Source organism: Burkholderia sp. CCA53 (genome assembly GCF_001685525.1).
In the GTDB taxonomy this organism is placed as follows: Bacteria; Pseudomonadota; Gammaproteobacteria; order Burkholderiales; family Burkholderiaceae; genus Burkholderia; species Burkholderia multivorans.
This window is the reverse complement of sequence record NZ_BDDJ01000001.1, coordinates 2,525,387-2,541,837: the sequence shown is the minus strand read 5'-3', so window position 1 is coordinate 2,541,837 and position 16,451 is coordinate 2,525,387. Positions and strand designations below refer to the sequence as shown.

The window sequence follows — 16,451 nt, the reverse complement described above, 5'->3', positions numbered from 1 at the left end:
TTACTCTACAATTCCCTCGCAATTGATCGCCGGGATGCCGGATCGTCCTCTGTCACTCATGGCCGAGCGCATCATCGCGCCCCATATTGTCGAGTAAACACTACAAATCGCACACAGCAGCTGACAAGAACAATCATGACCAAAACCCTTTCTGTACCGGCCACGGCGGCAGCCGGCACGCTCGTCTACCGGCCCGACATTGACGGCCTGCGCGCCTTCGCGGTGCTCGCCGTCGTCGTCTTCCATGCATTTCCGTCCGTGCTACCGGGCGGCTTCGTTGGCGTCGACGTCTTCTTCGTCATCTCCGGCTACCTGATCACCGGCATCCTGCTCGCCGATCTAGGGACAGACCGATTCTCCTTCGGCCGTTTCTACGCACGGCGGATTCGTCGGATCTTCCCGGCACTGGTCGTCGTGCTGCTCGCGACCTACGGGATGGGCTGGTTCAGCCTGTACGGAGACGAGTATCGCGAGCTCGGCAAGCACATCGTTGCTGGCGCTGGATTTGTCTCGAACTGGGCGTCGTGGACCGAAGCCGGGTATTTCGACCAAGCGGCCGAAGCCAAGCCGCTGCTGCACCTGTGGTCGCTCGGCGTCGAGGAACAGTTCTACATCGTCTGGCCACTCGTGCTGTGGGCCGCATACCGGCTCCGACTCACCGGATGGGTGTGCGCCATCGTCGGTCTCGCCTCGTTTGCCACCAACGTCATCCTCATCAGTCACCACGCGTCCGCTGCCTTCTACTGGCCAGTCACGCGTACGTGGGAACTGCTGGCGGGCGCCGCGTTCGCGATAAGCGCGGGCGCGGGTCGACCGATCACGGGCAACCGCGCGAATGCGTGGTCGGCCGGCGGTGCGATGCTGTGCGTCGCCTCCTTTGCGCTGCTCACCGCGCGTGACGCTTTTCCGGGCTGGTGGGCGGTGTTACCGGTCGTCGGCACAGTCGCACTCGTCGCGGCTGGTCGAGACGGCTGGATCAACAGGCACGTGCTCGCGCATCCCGTATCTGTCTGGCTCGGCAAGATCAGTTACGCGCTGTACCTGTGGCACTGGCCGTTGCTGTCATTTGCGTTCATCGTGGCAGGTCGGACGCCCTCGTCGGTCGTGCGAGGCGCGTTGCTGGTCATTGCCGTCGTACTGGCGTGGTTGACGACCGCCATCATCGAGCGGCCGATCCGTTTTGGGGTGGCGAAGCGCTGGAAGCTCGTCGCGCCGTGTCTGCTGATGATCGGCATCATCTATCTCGGCGGGATGACGTACGCGCGCGGCGGCCTCGGGTTCCGCAAGGGCTACAGCCCGGATGCCGATGTGACGACCGCGAAGCTCGGTGCGGGTCACGAGTTCGTCAATCTCACGTGCGGCGTGTCGCCGGACGAGCAACGGCTGTTTCCGTTCTGCGCGACCGACAAGCGCGTGCGCTCCCATTTCGCCGTATGGGGAGACAGCAAAGCCGACGCGCTGTATTGGGGACTTGTGCGTGAATCGGCTCCCGGCGAAGGCTGGACGCTGATCGCGCGTCCGAGCTGCGCGCCAATGGCGGGCGTCTGGCGCACGTCGTCGAACGCGGGCGACGATCCGGCGCTGTGTCGCGACGCCAACATCACGGCGCTGCGCATGCTGCTGGACACGCCCGAGCTCAAGACCGTCGTGCTCGTCATGACCGATCGCGACGTAATCGGACAGACTTTCGCCGATCGCGACCAGACCACACCCCGTGAATCCGCCGCGCTCGACGGGCTTGATCAGGCCGTGACGGTGCTCGAGCGGGCTGGCCGGCGCGTCGCGTTGGTGCTCGACAATCCACGCCTGCGCGATCCGCGACAGTGCATGGATCGACGCCCACTCGCGTGGCCGTTCGTTCGGCATGCACTCGGTGTCACCGACATGAGCGCAGCGCAACGCTGCGCGATCGGCTACCGCGAGCACGTTGCCCGCATGGCACCGTTCACGGCGCTCGTTGACGCGCTGAGGCGTCGCCATCCCGCGCTGCTGGTCTCCGACCCGGCAAATGCCCTGTGCGACAGCAGCCGCGACGTGTGTCCAATGACAAAGGACCGCCACTACCTCTACAGCTACGGCGATCACCTGTCCGACTACGGAAACGGACTCGTCGCCCGGCAGTTCCTGCCCCTGCTGCGTCAGTGAGTGCGCATGCAGTTTCACGCTCGTCCAGTTCGTTGCCTGGGTTCTGGCACACATCAGCCTCGGATTGCCAGAACCATTTCGTCGGCCGGTTCGCCGGTCGGCGCTTTTTATTCGGTGGGCCGGCTACGGCCGGCCTCTTTCTGCTCTTCACTTCCGGCCCGCAACGGGTCCTTTTAAGCAAGGTGCCAACAATGAAAGTCAAAAACCATACGGGGTTCGCCAAGCACATTCTCGGCGTATCAATCGCGGCATCGCTCGCTGCGTGCGGCGGTGGTGGTGATTCCGGTCAGCCGTCAGCAGGCGGCACCACGCCAACGACGCCCGCGCCCACCATCACGGGCAAAGCCATCGACGGCTATCTGGCAGGCGCAACCGTCTGCCTCGATCTGAACAACAATGGGGTCTGCGATGCCGGGGAGCCGAGCGCCATCACCGACGCAACCGGCCAATTCTCGATTTCATACAGCGGCGATGCTACGGGTAAAACGCTGCTGGTCCAGGTTACGTCGGCAACCAAGGATCTTTCCCGTCCGGCTGGCTTCCAGTTCCCGGCCTCGTTCACTCTATCGCAGATCGTGCAGCCCGCCTCGTCCCAGGTCGTCAGCCCGCTCACAACGCTTGTCTCCGCTCAAATGCAGACCGGTTTGGGTCGTACGCAGGCGATCGCCGCCGTGCAGCAGTTGGTCGGCAGTCAGGTCGATCCCAACGCCGACTACTTGGTAAATCACGACACGGCGACGCAAACACTCGCGGCACAAGTCGTCGACACGCTCGGCACGTTTGCGGCGAATGGCACGGTCGATGCCGCGACGCTTCGTAACGTGCTCAACGCGATGGTGGCCAAGGGCAGCGTGACGGCGATCACGCAGGACGATCTCGCTGCTCAGGCGGACAAACCGGTTTATCAGGTCGCGGATGCATCACAGGTGCTTTCCATGCCGACCTACAGTTTCGTGGACTACCTAGTCTCGTTCTTCGGCGGATACAACCAAACGCCAGGCTCAACCAATCAAGCTTTGGTCCGCGATGTCCGCCAGATCGTCAATGGCGCACTGCAAGTCGATCAACAGGAAAATCTGCCGGCCGGAAGTGACTCGTGGACCACGGTTGGGCTCGGAGCCTACAACGGCGGAAAATACGACGGGCTGGCTGGCGAGTACGTGCTAAAGGCAGATGGGACATGGTCGGATCTCGTTTCGGAGACTCAGCGACTTGTCCCGCAGCCGCTTTCCCGTATCGGCACGACGCTCTTCGGCACCGACCCAGCATCGGGTATCGGGTTCACGTACGAGGCACGTTCGGTTGATCTGTCTGGCAAACCGCTGTCGCTCGCCGCGCCTGCCGTGCCGGGCCTTTACGACTTCTCCCATGCGTCGCAGTTGACAGGCACCACATTTCCGCGCGGCACCCGCGCCTACCTCGGCATCCAGGCCTATTCGGCCGACCGCATCGTACTGCCGGTGTCTGTGCCATATTGCGATAACGCCGTAGTACAGAGCGGTGTGGTCTGCGGTGGAGTTCCCGCCTACATGGACGGCAGTACGATCGTTATGACCGCCGGCAACTCGAACACGGCCTACACTTCGATTCAGCAAGCAATCGGCGCGGAGCTGGCCGCGCTGAATGTCGGGTTGGGCTCCATTCAGTTGTCTGCCGATCATCATGCAACGGTCGACGACCAACCGGGCACCTGGTCGGTCTACGCCAACAATCCGAACGTGCTGGTGTTCGACTTCGCGCCGACCGACCTCTCGGCACTGGCGGCTAACAACGGCCGGATGCAACCGCTCGTCCAGGGCGCGAAGTTGATCCTTGCGCTGCGCGCCGGCCGCTTGCAGGTGGGCTGGCTGTACCCGTCGACATACACCGAGACATCGCTTCAATTCGCGAGCGGTCTGCCCGCTTCGCTCATGACGGCGCTCAACGCGGTGATCACCGCTCGATAACTGCTCTCAGCACCTCACCACTTTGGCTTGGGTTCCGGCATCTTCCCCTCGGATCGCCGGAACCCTCGTTTGCCGACCAGTTCGGTCGGCTTTTTTACATCTGCGATTAACTGATATATGACGAACAAACAGAAACTCATCAGCGCTTATCTTGCGATCGGCATCCTCTTCGCCCTGTATGGCTGGCAGTTCGGTGAGACCGGCTACCGGGGTTTTGCGTACAACCTCGGCCGGGGGCTGTTCTGGCCCACGATTCTGTTTCCCTTCCTTGGCAGCGTGCTCGGCGTCATCGTCCTGGTGATGATCATTGCCGTGATCAACCGCGCTCGGATGTCGCCCGCGGCCTGTGGTTCTTCGACGGCATGCCGCACCGGGCCATCGTCATGGACCGCCTGCGCTCGCCGCCCGCGACCGGACACGTGACCGGCGAGACGCGCAAGGGCGGCGATGCGATGAACGCGCTGTTCGACCAGATGCCTGAGGACACGGTGATGTGCCTGACTCTGGTCGCCACGCCGCAGGATGTGCTGGAGGCGCACCTCAACCACCTGGCCCGCAAGGCGGTTGGCGAGACGCTCGCCAGCGAACAAACACGCCAGGACGTGCAGCAGGCCCGCGGCCTCATCGGCAGCGCGCACAAGCTGTACCGGGGCACGCTGGCGTTCTACCTGCGCGGCCGCGACATGGCGCAGCTCGACGCCCGCAGCCTGCAACTGGTCAATGTCATGCTCAATGCGGGCCTGCAGCCGGTGCGCGAAGAGGACGAGGTGGCCCCGCTCAACACCTACCTGCGCTGGCTGCCCTGTCTGTTCGACCCGGCGGCGGACAAGCGGCAGTGGTACACGCAACTGATGTTCGCGCAGCACGCGGCCAATCTGGCGCCGGTGTGGGGGCGCAGCCAGGGCACCGGCCATCCAGGCATCACCTTCTTCAACCGGGGCGGCGGCACGATCACCTTCGATCCGCTGAACCGGCTCGACCGGCAGATGAACGCCCACCTGTTCCTCTTCGGCCCCACCGGCTCCGGCAAGAGCGCCACGCTGAACAACATCCTCAACCAGGTCACGGCGATCTACCGGCCCAGGTTGTTCATCGTCGAGGCCGGCAACAGCTTTGGCCTGTTCGGTGACTTCGCCGCTCGGCTGGGCCTGAGCGTGCATCGCGTGAAGCTGGCACCCGGCGCGGGCGTGAGCCTGGCGCCATTCGCCGATGCCTGGCGACTGGTCGATACACCGGGCCAGGTGCAGACGCTGGATGCCGACGCTCTGGACGAGGACGGCGACACCCATCCGGCCGACGACGGGGATGACCAGCGCGACGTGCTCGGCGAACTCGAAATCACCGCCCGGCTGATGATCACCGGCGGCGAGGACAAGGAGGAAGCGCGCATGACGCGCGCCGACCGCAGCCTGATTCGCCAGTGCATCCTGGGCGCCGCCCAGCGCTGCGTGGCACAGGCGCGCACGGTGCTGACCCGCGACGTGCGCGACGCGCTGCGCGAACGCGCTCGCGACGCCAACCTGCCGGATGCCCGGCGCGCGCGGCTGCTGGAGATGGCCGATGCGATGGACATGCTCTGCCAGGGCGCAGACGGCGAGATGTTCGACCGTCCGGGCACGCCCTGGCCCGAGGCGGACATCACCATCGTGGATCTGGCCACCTTCGCGCGCGAGGGCTACAACGCGCAGCTCTCCATTGCCTACATCTCGCTGATCAACACGGTGAACAATATCGCCGAGCGCGACCAGTTCCTGGGCCGGCCGATCATCAACGTCACCGACGAAGGCCACATCATCACCAGGAACCCTCTGCTCGCGCCCTACGTGGTCAAGATCACCAAGATGTGGCGCAAGCTCGGTGCGTGGTACTGGCTGGCGACGCAGAACATCGACGACCTGCCCAAGGCCGCCGAGCCCATGCTCAACATGATCGAGTGGTGGATCTGCCTGTCGATGCCGCCCGACGAGGTGGAGAAGATCGCCCGGTTCCGCGAACTTTCGCCCGCGCAGAAGGCGCTGATGCTTTCCGCGCGCAAGGAGGCGGGCAAGTTCAGCGAGGGCGTCATCCTGTCCAAGTCGATGGAAGTGCTGTTCCGCGCCGTGCCGCCCAGCCTCTATCTGGCCCTTGCGCAGACCGAACCGGAAGAAAAAGCCGAGCGCTACCAGCTCATGCGCCAGTACGGCATCGGCGAACTGGATGCCGCCTTCAAGGTGGCCGAAAAGATCGACCAGGCGCGTGGCATCGCATCACCGCCGCTGTCCCTGCCGAAATGACCGGAGCGCGTCATGTCCTCGAAGCAAACCACCTTGCCGGGCCGGGTCCAGGCCCTTCGCAAGCGCGCCGGGCGCCTGCCACGGCTGCACTGGATGGTGGCTGGCATCCTGGTTGCGGGCCTGCTGGGCTGGCTCCTGTACCGCACGCCCGGTGCGCCGGCACCACGCACGGGGCCTGAGGCCGCGCAGGCGCATCCGGCCGGCCCACCCTGGCGTCACGGCCCAGCCGATGCTCGCTTCACGCTGACGCTGTACGCCGACCTGGAGTGTCCGTTCTGCAAGGCCTACTACCCGACCCTGATGGCCTGGATCGATGCCCATCCCGACGCCAGCCTGCGGTGGCATCACCTGCCGCTGGCGATGCACGATCCCGAGGCGAGTCGGCTGGCCCGCATGGCCGAGTGCGCAGGCGAAGCACAGGGCCACGAGGCCTTCTTTGGTGCCATCGCATGGCTCTACCAAAATACCCGCGGCGATGGCCAGGGGCTGCCGGCTGACCTGACCTGGCCAGGCCTGACGACCGCCATCCAGGCATGCCTGGACAGCGATCGTTCCGCAGCTATCGTTCGCGCGCAGGCCGACGAGGCCCTGCGCAGCGGTATCAACGCCACGCCCACCGTGCGGCTGGAAGACAGCCTGACGGGAGGATCACTGCTGCTGCATGGGCCGATCGACGGTGATGCGCTTCTGTCGGCACTCGATCTGGTCGCCAGCGATGCATCGCGCGCTCCAGGACCCACCCATGCCGCCGACGCGGCACTCAGCGGAGACACCCGCACCCCCGCAATAACGACCATCCGGTGATGTCGTCACCCGTACCCGAGTTCGCGGCCTGTCCAGGCCTTGCCATGGGTCCGCGCGAGAAGGTCGCTTAGCGAGGGGGCGGCCGATCGCCAACAGCCGATTCGCACTGCCTGAAACCTCGCTTGACCTCAAGTTGACCTGAGGTTTAACCCTGATGCTGGAAGATTGATACCTCACAACCGTTGCGGGAGACGGCCGCCCCAGATCGGCCATTCGGCTTCTGGAAGGCTGCCGCCTTCCAGTGGGGCAATCCCAAGGCGTGCCACCATGGCCATCGGGGCCATTGCCACCTACTCAGCCACCGAGGGCGGCGCGCTGGAGGTGATGGCCATCGCGGCCCTCTACGCCGTTGTCAACGGACCGGCGCCGCCTGCGCATCTTCAACATCGCGATGGCCGTGCTGCTCGTGATGTCCCTGTATCCGCTGCTGTCGGGACACTCACAGGCTTGATCAGCGCACCCATCATGGCCTCTTTCCATGCTCCGCATTGGGGTCGCCACTACATGAAGACAAGTGAACAAGCTTGCCGTCTTGTCCCGGACCTCGTCCTACTCCCTCGCACCTACCTACGCCTTTTCGAGGTTAGGCATCGTGGTTTCTCGCAATCGTTCGACGAAGCTCCGCAACTGCACCGAGTCTTCGGCATCCCGGCGCAACAGGTAGGTCGTCAACGGGGGGACTTCACCGGCCAACGGACGCGAGACGACATCCGGGTGCCGCCACAGGGACAGATGCGTGCGGGTGGTGATCCCGAGGCCGTAGCCCGCCGCGACCAGCGCCATCAGCAGGTCATGGGATGCCACCCTTTCGGCAATCCTGACCTCGCATTCCGCGGCACGCAACAGCCTGTCGAGTTGCCGGCTGCATCCTGCGCACGCGTTCGGGTCACACAGCACCAGTGGATGGGAAAGCAGCTCCATCAGGGAAAGCTCGGGATGGATCAAGGCGGGATGCCGCGCCGGCACCGCGACGACCAGAGGCTCGCTCCACGCCGGCGTGGCCAGCAATCCTTCCCCCGGATGCTCCGCCTTCGCGAACCCCGCGTCGTAGTCGCCCTCTCTCAGGCCTTTCAGCTGCTGTGCGAGTGTCACTTCGAACAGGCTGATCTCGACCTCGGGCGACTCTTCGCGGCAGCGAGCCAGCAGGTTGCTCAAGTGCGATGGCGAGATGCCGTCGGACAGCGCGATTCTCAGGAGCCCGCGGTATCCGGTCGCGGCGGCCCTTGCGCCGGCACGGGCCTGCTCGACCGCTGCCAGTACGCGCCGTGCCTCCTCAAGGAAGACTTGTCCAGCCCAGGTGAGCCGGGTGCCATGGCTGTTACGCTCGAAGAGCCGGACGCCAAGATCATCCTCCAATTGGCGGATGGATCGCGACAGAGGCGACTGTTCGATGTGAAGTCGCTCCGCAGCACGGGTAAAGCTAAGTTCCTCCGCCACGGCGATGAAATACCGGATATGGCGCATCAGCATCGTTACGCTCCGGAATCTCGCCCCGCGTCCTGCTGGCCCGTGCCGGCAGGCAGGTTCGCACGTCCGGGGACATGAAGGACTTTCCGCTATCGTGCTAGACCGGCTTCACAAATGCCAACACAGCTATGGTTAGCATCGCAATCACGATGCCGAGATCAGCACCGGGAATTCTTCTTATAGCTGCTCCAGTTCGAATGCAATGACGTATTCGCCCGGAACGGAACCCATGCAAAGCCGAGAGCGCGACGACGAAAGCCAGCTTGACCAGCAACCATCGTGACGACAGCCATCCTGCGCTGAGCGCTAGTGATAACCCGAAGATCCAGGTCAACAACAATGCAGGTGTCGTGACAAGGAGATCAAAGCGCTGCAATGCAGCCAGCATCCCTGCTTGTTCTTCCGGTGGGGACTGCGAAATGGCATTTACTATCCTTTCTTGCGCAAGCAAGCCGCCTACCAGAAACACCACCGCTGTCACGTGCGTCGCCACCAAATAGGGATAGAGCGCCGCAATCATCATCAGGCCTGTCCGATATCGTTGAATATTCTCGCCCGTTCACGTAGCCACCGGATATTGAGATAGCCGCCGAATGGCAGGAACGCAACTGCGAACAATCGAAGCATTTCACGTTTATGCCAGCCGCCGCCGGCTACAGTTTGCAAGGCAGTCCATAGGTACGCCAAGAATGCGATCCCATGTATTGGCCCAAGTAGCTTCGAGCCATACGGCCAATCCCCGAAATGCCTGAGAGGTGCCGCAACGAACACTAGCAGGATCAGAGTTGTCGCCTCGACGATCGACGCCTTCTCCAGGCGCCTCAGTTGTTTGGATTCAATACTTCTGATTTGATCGAGTGAGTTCTTTTCTGCCTGTGCGCTTGTGGTCATGACTCATCCGCTGGGTGGCTCAATATGTCAGAACAATCCAGGCGCCTGATTGATGCAGGCATGCCTCGACCTTGTTCAATGGTTATGTTTTCAGCGACTTTCCTCTCGCCGGAAGCGCAAGTATGTCGACATGTCGGAAGTTCGCCAATTGGCTAGAATGCCATCTATCGAAGGATTCTCGCCAATCAAGGGAGCGAGTTCTGTGAAGCAAAGTGCAGTACACAGGGTAGCCATCCTGGCGTTTGATGGCGTTGTGCCGTTTGACCTGACGATGGCCTGCGAGATGTTCGGGCGCGCGCCCCTCCCGCCGGGGAAGATCCCATACGAGGTTCTCGTATGCGCCCAGTCGAATCGTATTCGAACAAAGTTGTTCGACATGCGTATCCGCTGGGGCTTGAGCCATGCCGTGAATGCCCAGACTGTCATCATTCCGGGGCTCGACGATGTCCTTTCCCCTATCCCCAACACCCTGCTGGAAGCCATCCGAGCAGCGGAAAAGAATGGTGCGAGGATCGCATCGTTGTGCAGTGGCGCCTTCATCCTGGCACGCACGGGGCTGCTAGATGGCATGCGTGCCACCACCCACTGGCGTGGTGTACAACTTCTGGCAGATCTCTTCCCACAGGTCACAGTCGACCCCAATGTTCTTTTCGTGGACAACGGTCGGATACTCACCTCGGCAGGCGCGTGCGCCGGAATGGATCTGTGCCTACACATGATTCGACAAGACTGCGGCAATGCCGTTGCAGCAGACACAGCACGATGTGCCGTCATGCCTCTTGCACGAGATGGCGGGCAGGCGCAGTTCATCGCTTACGATCCCCCAGACGCATCTTCCAATCTCAGCCCATTGCTGCAATGGATCGAAGAGCGGCTAGATCAAGATTTAACCCTGAAGGACATGGCTGGGCGGGCTGCGATGAGTAGCCGCACCTTGAATCGACGGTTTCAGGAACAACTGAACACTAGCCCTCTCCAGTGGCTTCTAAGGGCGCGTGTCAGGCGTGCGCAGACTTTGCTAGAAACGACAAACCTACCCGTTGAGCACATCGCTAGTGCAGTGGGCTTTGGAAGCCCCACCTCCCTGCGGGAACATTTCGGCCGGATCGTGGGAGTCAGCCCAACGGCCTATCGAAAATCCTTTAATCCTGTGCGCTGAACTGTCTGGACGAGTTCTCACTTGAACTCCGCACTGAACTTCCTTCGCTTCGACATGAACACTCCTCAGGGCCTTCATCGGCCTCCTTGTAAGTGTCCGTGATATCGGGGGTGAACCCGATCGGACGCGTCTTCGGACACGTCGAGCAGTTGGCCGATCACTCGGAAAGCGGCAGCCAACCGCAGGAACTTGGGCGGTCGCGCTATCGCCAGCTCATCAAGCCGCCTTGCTGTGTCCTCTATCGCTTCGATGGGTACGCAGTCCGGTGAAAATGGTCAGCGCGGCCACCAGCAGTACATCGTCGCGGCGAGACACACGCCACGCGCCCCGCTCGCGTCGAACACTGCGCCACCCGCCGCCGCACCCACCGCGATCGACAGTTGAATTATCGCTACCAGCAGGCCGCCGCCGCTCTCGGCTTCGTCCGGCACGGTGACTGTGATCCAGGTGGACCAGGTCACCGGCACTGTGCCGAAGGCCATGCCCCACAGCGCCACCAGCAGCCCGTCCGCCAGCGGCGCCTGGCCTAGGGCGACGAAGGCCAGCCCCATCAGCCCCATTGCCAATGGCATCAGCAGCAGGGTCAGCCGCAGGTTCCGCTGCAGCAGTGCGCCGGCCAGCGATGTGCCCGCGAAGTTGGCCACGCCGAAGCCCAGCAGGATCGCCGACAACCCGTTCACGCCCACTCCGGCCACGTGCTCGAGGAACGGCCGCAGGTAGGTGAAGAAGGTGAAGTGGCCGACGAACACCAGCAGCACCGCCATCATGCCGCGCGCCATCTGCGGCCGCCGCATCACTTCCAGTAGCGTGCCCAGGCTGGCCGAGCCGCTGGGCGCCATTCTGGGCAGGGTACGCCACTGCCAGGCCAGGGCCAGCACGCCGATCGCCGCCGCCATCAGGAACACGTTGCGCCATCCCACGGCATCGCCCAGGTAGCTGCCCAGCGGCGCCGCCGCGATGGTGGCGACGGAGACACCGCTGAACACGATCGACAGCGCTCGCGGCACGTCCTGCTCCGGCACCAGGCGCATCGCCGTGGCCGCGGCCATGGTCCAGAAGCCGCCCAGGGCGATGCCCAGCAGCCCACGTCCCAGCAACACGGCACCGAGGCCGGGGGCGAAGGCAACTAGCAGGTTCGAGCCGATCAACATCGCCGAGAAGGCCAGCAGCACCCAGCGCCGGTCGATGCCGCGGGTCGCCGCCGCGATCACCAGGCTGGTGGCCAGGGCCAGCGCCGCGGTGGTGGTCACGGCCTGGCCGGCCATGCCCTCGGTCACGCCGAGGCTGGCGGCCATCGGGGTCAGCAGGCTGGCCGGTAGGAACTCCGCTGTGACCAGGCCGAACACGCCCAGGGCCAGGGCGAATACGGCACCCCAGGCCGCCTTCTGCGGGGGCGCGGGCGTGGCGTGGCCTGGCTGCGCGGGATGGCTGGACTCGATCATGTCGTCGTTCTCTGCAAGGGGAGGTCAGCGTCTCGGCAACGGAATGTTCCGGAATGAGGGGGGCATGCTGCTTCGCAACAAGCCTGATCGGACCGGAGGGCCGCCACAGCCCCGACGCAGATGGCCGGACCGTGGAGCGACTCCGCTGGCTACATGCCGATAGTCTCGACCCTCACACCAATGTGAGAGTCAAGCGGGTGAAACGGCGTATCCATGCCCCATGAACCGGGCCCCCACGCGCTCCTCTCCATCGGCGAACTGGCGTGCTGCAGCGACGCCAGCGTCGCGCTCAATCCACCACTACGAGAGCACGTCCTGTTGCCCTCCGCGCGTGCCGGCAACGGTTACTGCACGTTCCCCGGGGCCACGGTGTCCCAGGCGCGTGAGCCGGAATGGATCTGTGCCTACACATGATTCGACACGACTGCGATCAACGGCCTGTACAAGGCCGAGGTCATCCACCGGCGGTCCTGGCGGAACCTGTATAACGTCGAGTTGCCCCCCCTGGAGTGGGTAGCCTGGTTCAACCACAAGCGGCTGCTTGGGCCGATCGACGACATCCCGCCGGCCGCCGCCGAAGCAAACTACTATCAACAGACGCGTGAGATCGCCATGGCGGCGTGACTCACACCAACAAGTCTCCGGAAATCTCGGGACGGTTCACTGACGTCGGTCGACTATCGAGGATAGGGGTACTTCAGAAGCCTGCTAGGCCTCTTCTACCAGCATCTGGCGCAGCCGTGCGCGTCGCTGTTCAAGGTCCGCGATCTGCCGCTCTATGGAAGCGAGTCTCCGGCGTTGCACTTCACTCGTTTCAGGACACGCTGCAGCGCCTTCGATCATGCGCATGCAATCGGGAAATCCGCGGATTTCCGCCAAGCTGAAGCCTGTGGCGATCAATCTCTGGATCTGACGGACCTGAGTGACGGCGACTGGGAGAAACATCCGATAGCCGTTTTCCGCGCGTACGGAAGCTAGCAGTCCGTTGTCGTCGTAATGCCGGATCGAGCGCCGGCTTGCTCCTGTCTTGTGGGCGAGCTCGCCAATGGTCATGGGGCTTTGAGGCTTGGACATGGGCCCACTGTACCATTTCCCCGCTTGACACTCACATCAATGTGAGGCTTGAGACTAGGCGTGTTCTAGGAACCGAGGAGTACGTGTCTATGTCTTTGTCGAAGCTTCGTGGTGCACTCGGCGCACTGATAGCGACATTCGCGCTACTAGCCGCCGCACCGGCTACGTTCGCCGCAGCCCGGGATTACACCGTCACTGCCCCCGATGGAGTGGTGCTGGCCGTCCAGGAAGCTGGTGATCCCGAGGGTTCTCCCATCATTTTCATTCATGGCCTGCTGGGTAGCCGGCTGAACTGGAGTAAGCAATTACAGGACCCTCGACTCCAGCATTACCGATTGATCACTTACGACCTGCGCGGGCACGGCCTGTCGGGCAAGCCGGCCGAGGCCAGCTCCTACACCGACGGACGCCGCTGGGCCGATGACCTGGCCGCGATCATCGAATCGACACACGCGCGCAAGCCGGTGCTCGTGGGATGGTCGCTGGGCGGTGCCGTGATATCGAACTACCTGGCGGCCTATGGCGACAAAGGTATCGCCGGCGCCGTCTATGTCGACGGAGTGATCGAACTGAAGCCCGACCAGATCGTGGCGCACCCAGAAGTCTATCGCGACATGATCGCTTCGGACTTGCAAACCCACTTGGACGGCGAGCGCGCTTTCCTGAGGCTGTGCTTCCACCGCCAGCCCGACGCGACCACGTTCTCCTTGCTGCTGGCCAACGCCGCGCTGGCATCGTGGGACATGCAACGTGCCGTGCGGTCGATGACGGTCGAGGCAGCCAAAGGATTGAGCAAGGCCGAGGTTCCGCTCCTGCTGCTCTACGGCGCCCAGGACGCGCTCGTGAAGGCCAAGCCCAGTATCGCCAGGGCCAAGAGCCTCAACCCACGAATCCGCAGCGAGCTGTATGCCGATTCGGGACACGCGCCATTCCTCGAAGAACCGGAGCGCTTCAACCGGGACCTGTCGGATTTCGTTCGCATGGCTCTTTCACGCTAGCGATCCATACCGTACGGAGTTGATGATGTCGGGTATCGACGGCATTGCATCGTGGAACTCATTTGCTGGATTCTCAGAGTTGCACATCGAGGCGGGCGGCGTGGCGTTCCGCGGCGTCACTGGCGGCTCCGGAGGACCGCCCGTGCTGCTGCTACACGGCTACCCACAAACCCATCTTGCATGGCGTCATGTCGCGCCACGGCTGGCACAGTCGTTTACGGTCGTGGCGCCGGACCTGCCCGGCTACGGTAGCAGTCGGGCTGACTCGGATCGGCCGCGCTGGACCAAGCGCCGCGTGGCCAACGCCTTGATTGCCTTGATGGCCAAACTTGGACACCGCCGGTTTGCCGTTGTGGGACACGACCGGGGGGCACGCGCCGGATACCGCCTTGCGCTCGATTACCCGGGGCATGTGACGCACTTCGCCTCGCTGGCCGTGATTCCGACCCTGGATGCATGGGATCTGGTGGACGAACGATTTGGACGCACCAATTTCCATTGGTTCTTCCTGGCCCAGCCATTCGGGCTCCCGGAAAAGCTGCTGTCCGCCGACCCGCAGGCATTCATCGATGCTGCGCTGGCCCGTATGGCGGGCGGGCTGGGCAATGTCGAGCCGTTCGCTCTCGAGGCCTATCGGCGTGCGTTCCAAGATCCCGATGTTCGGCACGCCATCTGCGAGGACTATCGGGCAGCAGCGCAGGAGGACCGCGCCTGCGATGCGGCCGACCGTGCCGTAGGCAGGAAGCTGTCCTGCCCCGTGCTTGTGCTTTGGCCACAAGGGTGGGAAGGCCCGTCCCCCATCGACATCTGGTGCCGATGGGCCAACAACGTCCAAGGCGTACCCATCCGGGGCGGCCACCTTCAACCGGAGGAGTCGCCAGAAGAGGTATTGGCAGCGATGCTTCCATTTCTTATGGGCACAGGGGCTTCCGGCATGCCGATCGCAGACTCGTCAGCCTAAGAATTCGACTAACTTGCACGCGACTGCCTCCGGCTATTATTCCGGCAAGAATTGACTGCGGTGGACGTAGTTGCGCCCATGAGAAGCATCCGCTCCAGCCAATGGGATGATGCCCTGCATGGAACTCAACAGCCCTCCGTTGGAACGGCTCGATCACACTCGCCAGCAGCTTCCACGGCACAATTTCCTGCATACGCCCCAGGAATGCTTTCCATCGGGTCACGGTTTCCTGCCTGCAAACTCGGCCGATGCGAAACTCAACTACCCGTGGGCTTCGAGCCCCTTGAGTACCCGTCATTTCATGCGTTAGAAGGGCCTCACCGCAATCAGCTGTTCACGCAGCCACTGATGTCCTAAATCTTCGTCAAAGCGCGGATGCCAACCGACCTGCAGCTGGAACGGATCGAATGCGAATGGGAGGTCGAAGCGGTCGATCATGTGATCAAAGCGGTGTAGGAAGCGCTCAGGCAACGTCGCCAGGCAGTTCGTGCGCTCAAGTATCGGTGGCACCGCTGTGTAGTACTGCACGGATACCGTGGTGTGTCGATAATGCCCCAGCTCTGCAAGAAAATCATCGATCCCACTGTGATAACTGCCATTGGTAGACACCAGCACATGCTCATAAGCGCAGTATTGCTCCAGCGTCATTGCAGCCGTGCCGCGAGGATGCCCTTTGCGTTGGGCCACCTGAAACCTGTCGTAGACCAGATCATGGGTGCGCAAACCAGGGGGCATGAAGGCTCGGGTGCCGATCACCAGGTCGATGCGGCCGCGAGCTGCAAGATCCAGGACCTCATCCCGGGGTATCTGGAGCATGGCCAATCTAATGCCTGCATACGACTGCTTCCGAATGCACTCGATGAGATCCAGTCCAATCGTCATCGCGGCATTGTCATTGAGGGCGATCGTGAAATCGCGCTTGGCCGTGCTGGGATCGAAAGCGTAGGGCGCCTCGACAAGATCCTCAAGCCGTGTCAGCAACTCATGCAGGGGTGATTTCAGCTGCGCTGCACGTGGCGTCAACCGCATACCTCGGCCGCGCTCGGCCGGCACCAGCAAAGGATCATCAAGCACCTGCCGCAAGCGGGCCAGTTGGGCTGAGAGTGCAGGCTGGCTGATGGCTAAGCGTCGTGCTGCACGAGTGACGTTGGCCTCTTCAAGCAGAACATCCAACGACACCAGTAGACCCATGTCGTGCTTCTTCATAACTTTAATCTATTGCTAGCTACTATCAAATATCAATTTTACAGATCCATTCCTGGCGCTGTCTAATCTCGCTGTACACCCTGCT

General features: G+C 62.9%; 12 protein-coding genes and 3 pseudogenes. 9 read left to right on the top strand and 6 right to left on the bottom strand.

Translation table 11 applies throughout. The features are described 5' to 3' along the window. The first annotated feature begins 135 nt into the window (after window positions 1-135). From BCR55_RS11800 to BCR55_RS11780, 5 genes and pseudogenes are all read left to right on the top strand, one after another. Entirely contained in the window at window positions 136-2,145 is a 2,010-nt protein-coding gene (locus BCR55_RS11800; RefSeq protein ID WP_006486546.1) for an acyltransferase family protein, read from the top strand. Window positions 2,146-2,336: 191 nt separating this feature from the next. Next, window positions 2,337-4,091: a hypothetical protein gene (locus BCR55_RS11795; RefSeq protein WP_012492783.1), complete on the top strand. Its 1,755-nt coding sequence runs from the start codon at window positions 2,337-2,339 to the stop codon at window positions 4,089-4,091. A gap of 117 nt (window positions 4,092-4,208) precedes the next feature. Then, window positions 4,209-4,514, top strand: a complete 306-nt coding sequence (locus BCR55_RS33025) for a hypothetical protein (protein WP_063828757.1) — start codon at window positions 4,209-4,211, stop codon at window positions 4,512-4,514. Continuing rightward, window positions 4,409-6,364, top strand: a pseudogene (locus BCR55_RS11785) (conjugative transfer ATPase); the annotation flags it as partial. The gene BCR55_RS33025 and the pseudogene BCR55_RS11785, both read left to right, overlap by 106 nt. Window positions 6,365-6,376: 12 nt before the next feature. After that, a complete protein-coding gene (locus BCR55_RS11780) occupies window positions 6,377-7,168 on the top strand; it encodes a thioredoxin domain-containing protein (protein WP_012492784.1) in 792 nt (263 codons plus the stop codon). Between the two features lie 567 nt (window positions 7,169-7,735). Here the strand turns inward: BCR55_RS11780 and BCR55_RS11770 are convergent. The 3 genes from BCR55_RS11770 to BCR55_RS30640 form a co-directional block, all read right to left on the bottom strand. Next, window positions 7,736-8,638 (bottom strand): LysR family transcriptional regulator, encoded by a 903-nt coding sequence (locus BCR55_RS11770; protein ID WP_012492785.1) that lies wholly within the window; start codon window positions 8,636-8,638, stop codon window positions 7,736-7,738. A gap of 94 nt (window positions 8,639-8,732) precedes the next feature. Beyond that, window positions 8,733-9,158, bottom strand: a complete 426-nt coding sequence (locus BCR55_RS30645) for a CopD family protein (protein WP_201267304.1) — start codon at window positions 9,156-9,158, stop codon at window positions 8,733-8,735. Beyond that, complete coding sequence (locus tag BCR55_RS30640; protein ID WP_027350538.1) at window positions 9,158-9,526, bottom strand: DUF3817 domain-containing protein; 369 nt, start codon at window positions 9,524-9,526, stop codon at window positions 9,158-9,160. The genes BCR55_RS30645 and BCR55_RS30640 overlap by 1 nt, the downstream gene beginning before the upstream one ends. Before the next feature lie 157 nt (window positions 9,527-9,683). On the opposite strand from BCR55_RS30640, the gene BCR55_RS30635 reads away from it, so the two are divergent. Then, window positions 9,684-10,685, top strand: coding sequence for a GlxA family transcriptional regulator (locus tag BCR55_RS30635; RefSeq protein ID WP_077181384.1), 1,002 nt, complete (start codon window positions 9,684-9,686; stop codon window positions 10,683-10,685). Between the two features lie 216 nt (window positions 10,686-10,901). Here BCR55_RS30635 and BCR55_RS11765 read toward each other — a convergent pair. Then, window positions 10,902-12,127, bottom strand: a pseudogene (locus BCR55_RS11765) (MFS transporter). A gap of 429 nt (window positions 12,128-12,556) precedes the next feature. Between BCR55_RS11765 and BCR55_RS32375 the strand changes: the two are divergent. Beyond that, a pseudogene (locus BCR55_RS32375) lies at window positions 12,557-12,751 on the top strand (IS3 family transposase); the annotation flags it as partial. 84 nt (window positions 12,752-12,835) lie between these two features. Here BCR55_RS32375 and BCR55_RS11760 read toward each other — a convergent pair. Then, the gene (locus BCR55_RS11760) at window positions 12,836-13,201 is read right to left on the bottom strand and encodes a MerR family transcriptional regulator (protein ID WP_012492788.1); all 366 of its coding nucleotides are present in this window, start codon (window positions 13,199-13,201) and stop codon (window positions 12,836-12,838) included. 89 nt (window positions 13,202-13,290) lie between these two features. Between BCR55_RS11760 and BCR55_RS11755 the strand changes: the two genes are divergently transcribed. Together BCR55_RS11755 and BCR55_RS11750 are read left to right on the top strand one after the other, a co-directional pair. Then, window positions 13,291-14,199, top strand: coding sequence for an alpha/beta fold hydrolase (locus BCR55_RS11755; RefSeq protein ID WP_012492789.1), 909 nt, complete (start codon window positions 13,291-13,293; stop codon window positions 14,197-14,199). A gap of 22 nt (window positions 14,200-14,221) precedes the next feature. After that, complete coding sequence (locus BCR55_RS11750) at window positions 14,222-15,160, top strand: alpha/beta fold hydrolase (RefSeq protein ID WP_012492790.1); 939 nt, start codon at window positions 14,222-14,224, stop codon at window positions 15,158-15,160. Between the two features lie 306 nt (window positions 15,161-15,466). Here the strand turns inward: BCR55_RS11750 and BCR55_RS11745 are convergent, their stop codons facing one another. After that, the gene (locus BCR55_RS11745; protein ID WP_012492791.1) at window positions 15,467-16,366 is read right to left on the bottom strand and encodes a LysR family transcriptional regulator; all 900 of its coding nucleotides are present in this window, start codon (window positions 16,364-16,366) and stop codon (window positions 15,467-15,469) included. Between the last annotated feature and the right edge of the window lie 85 nt (window positions 16,367-16,451).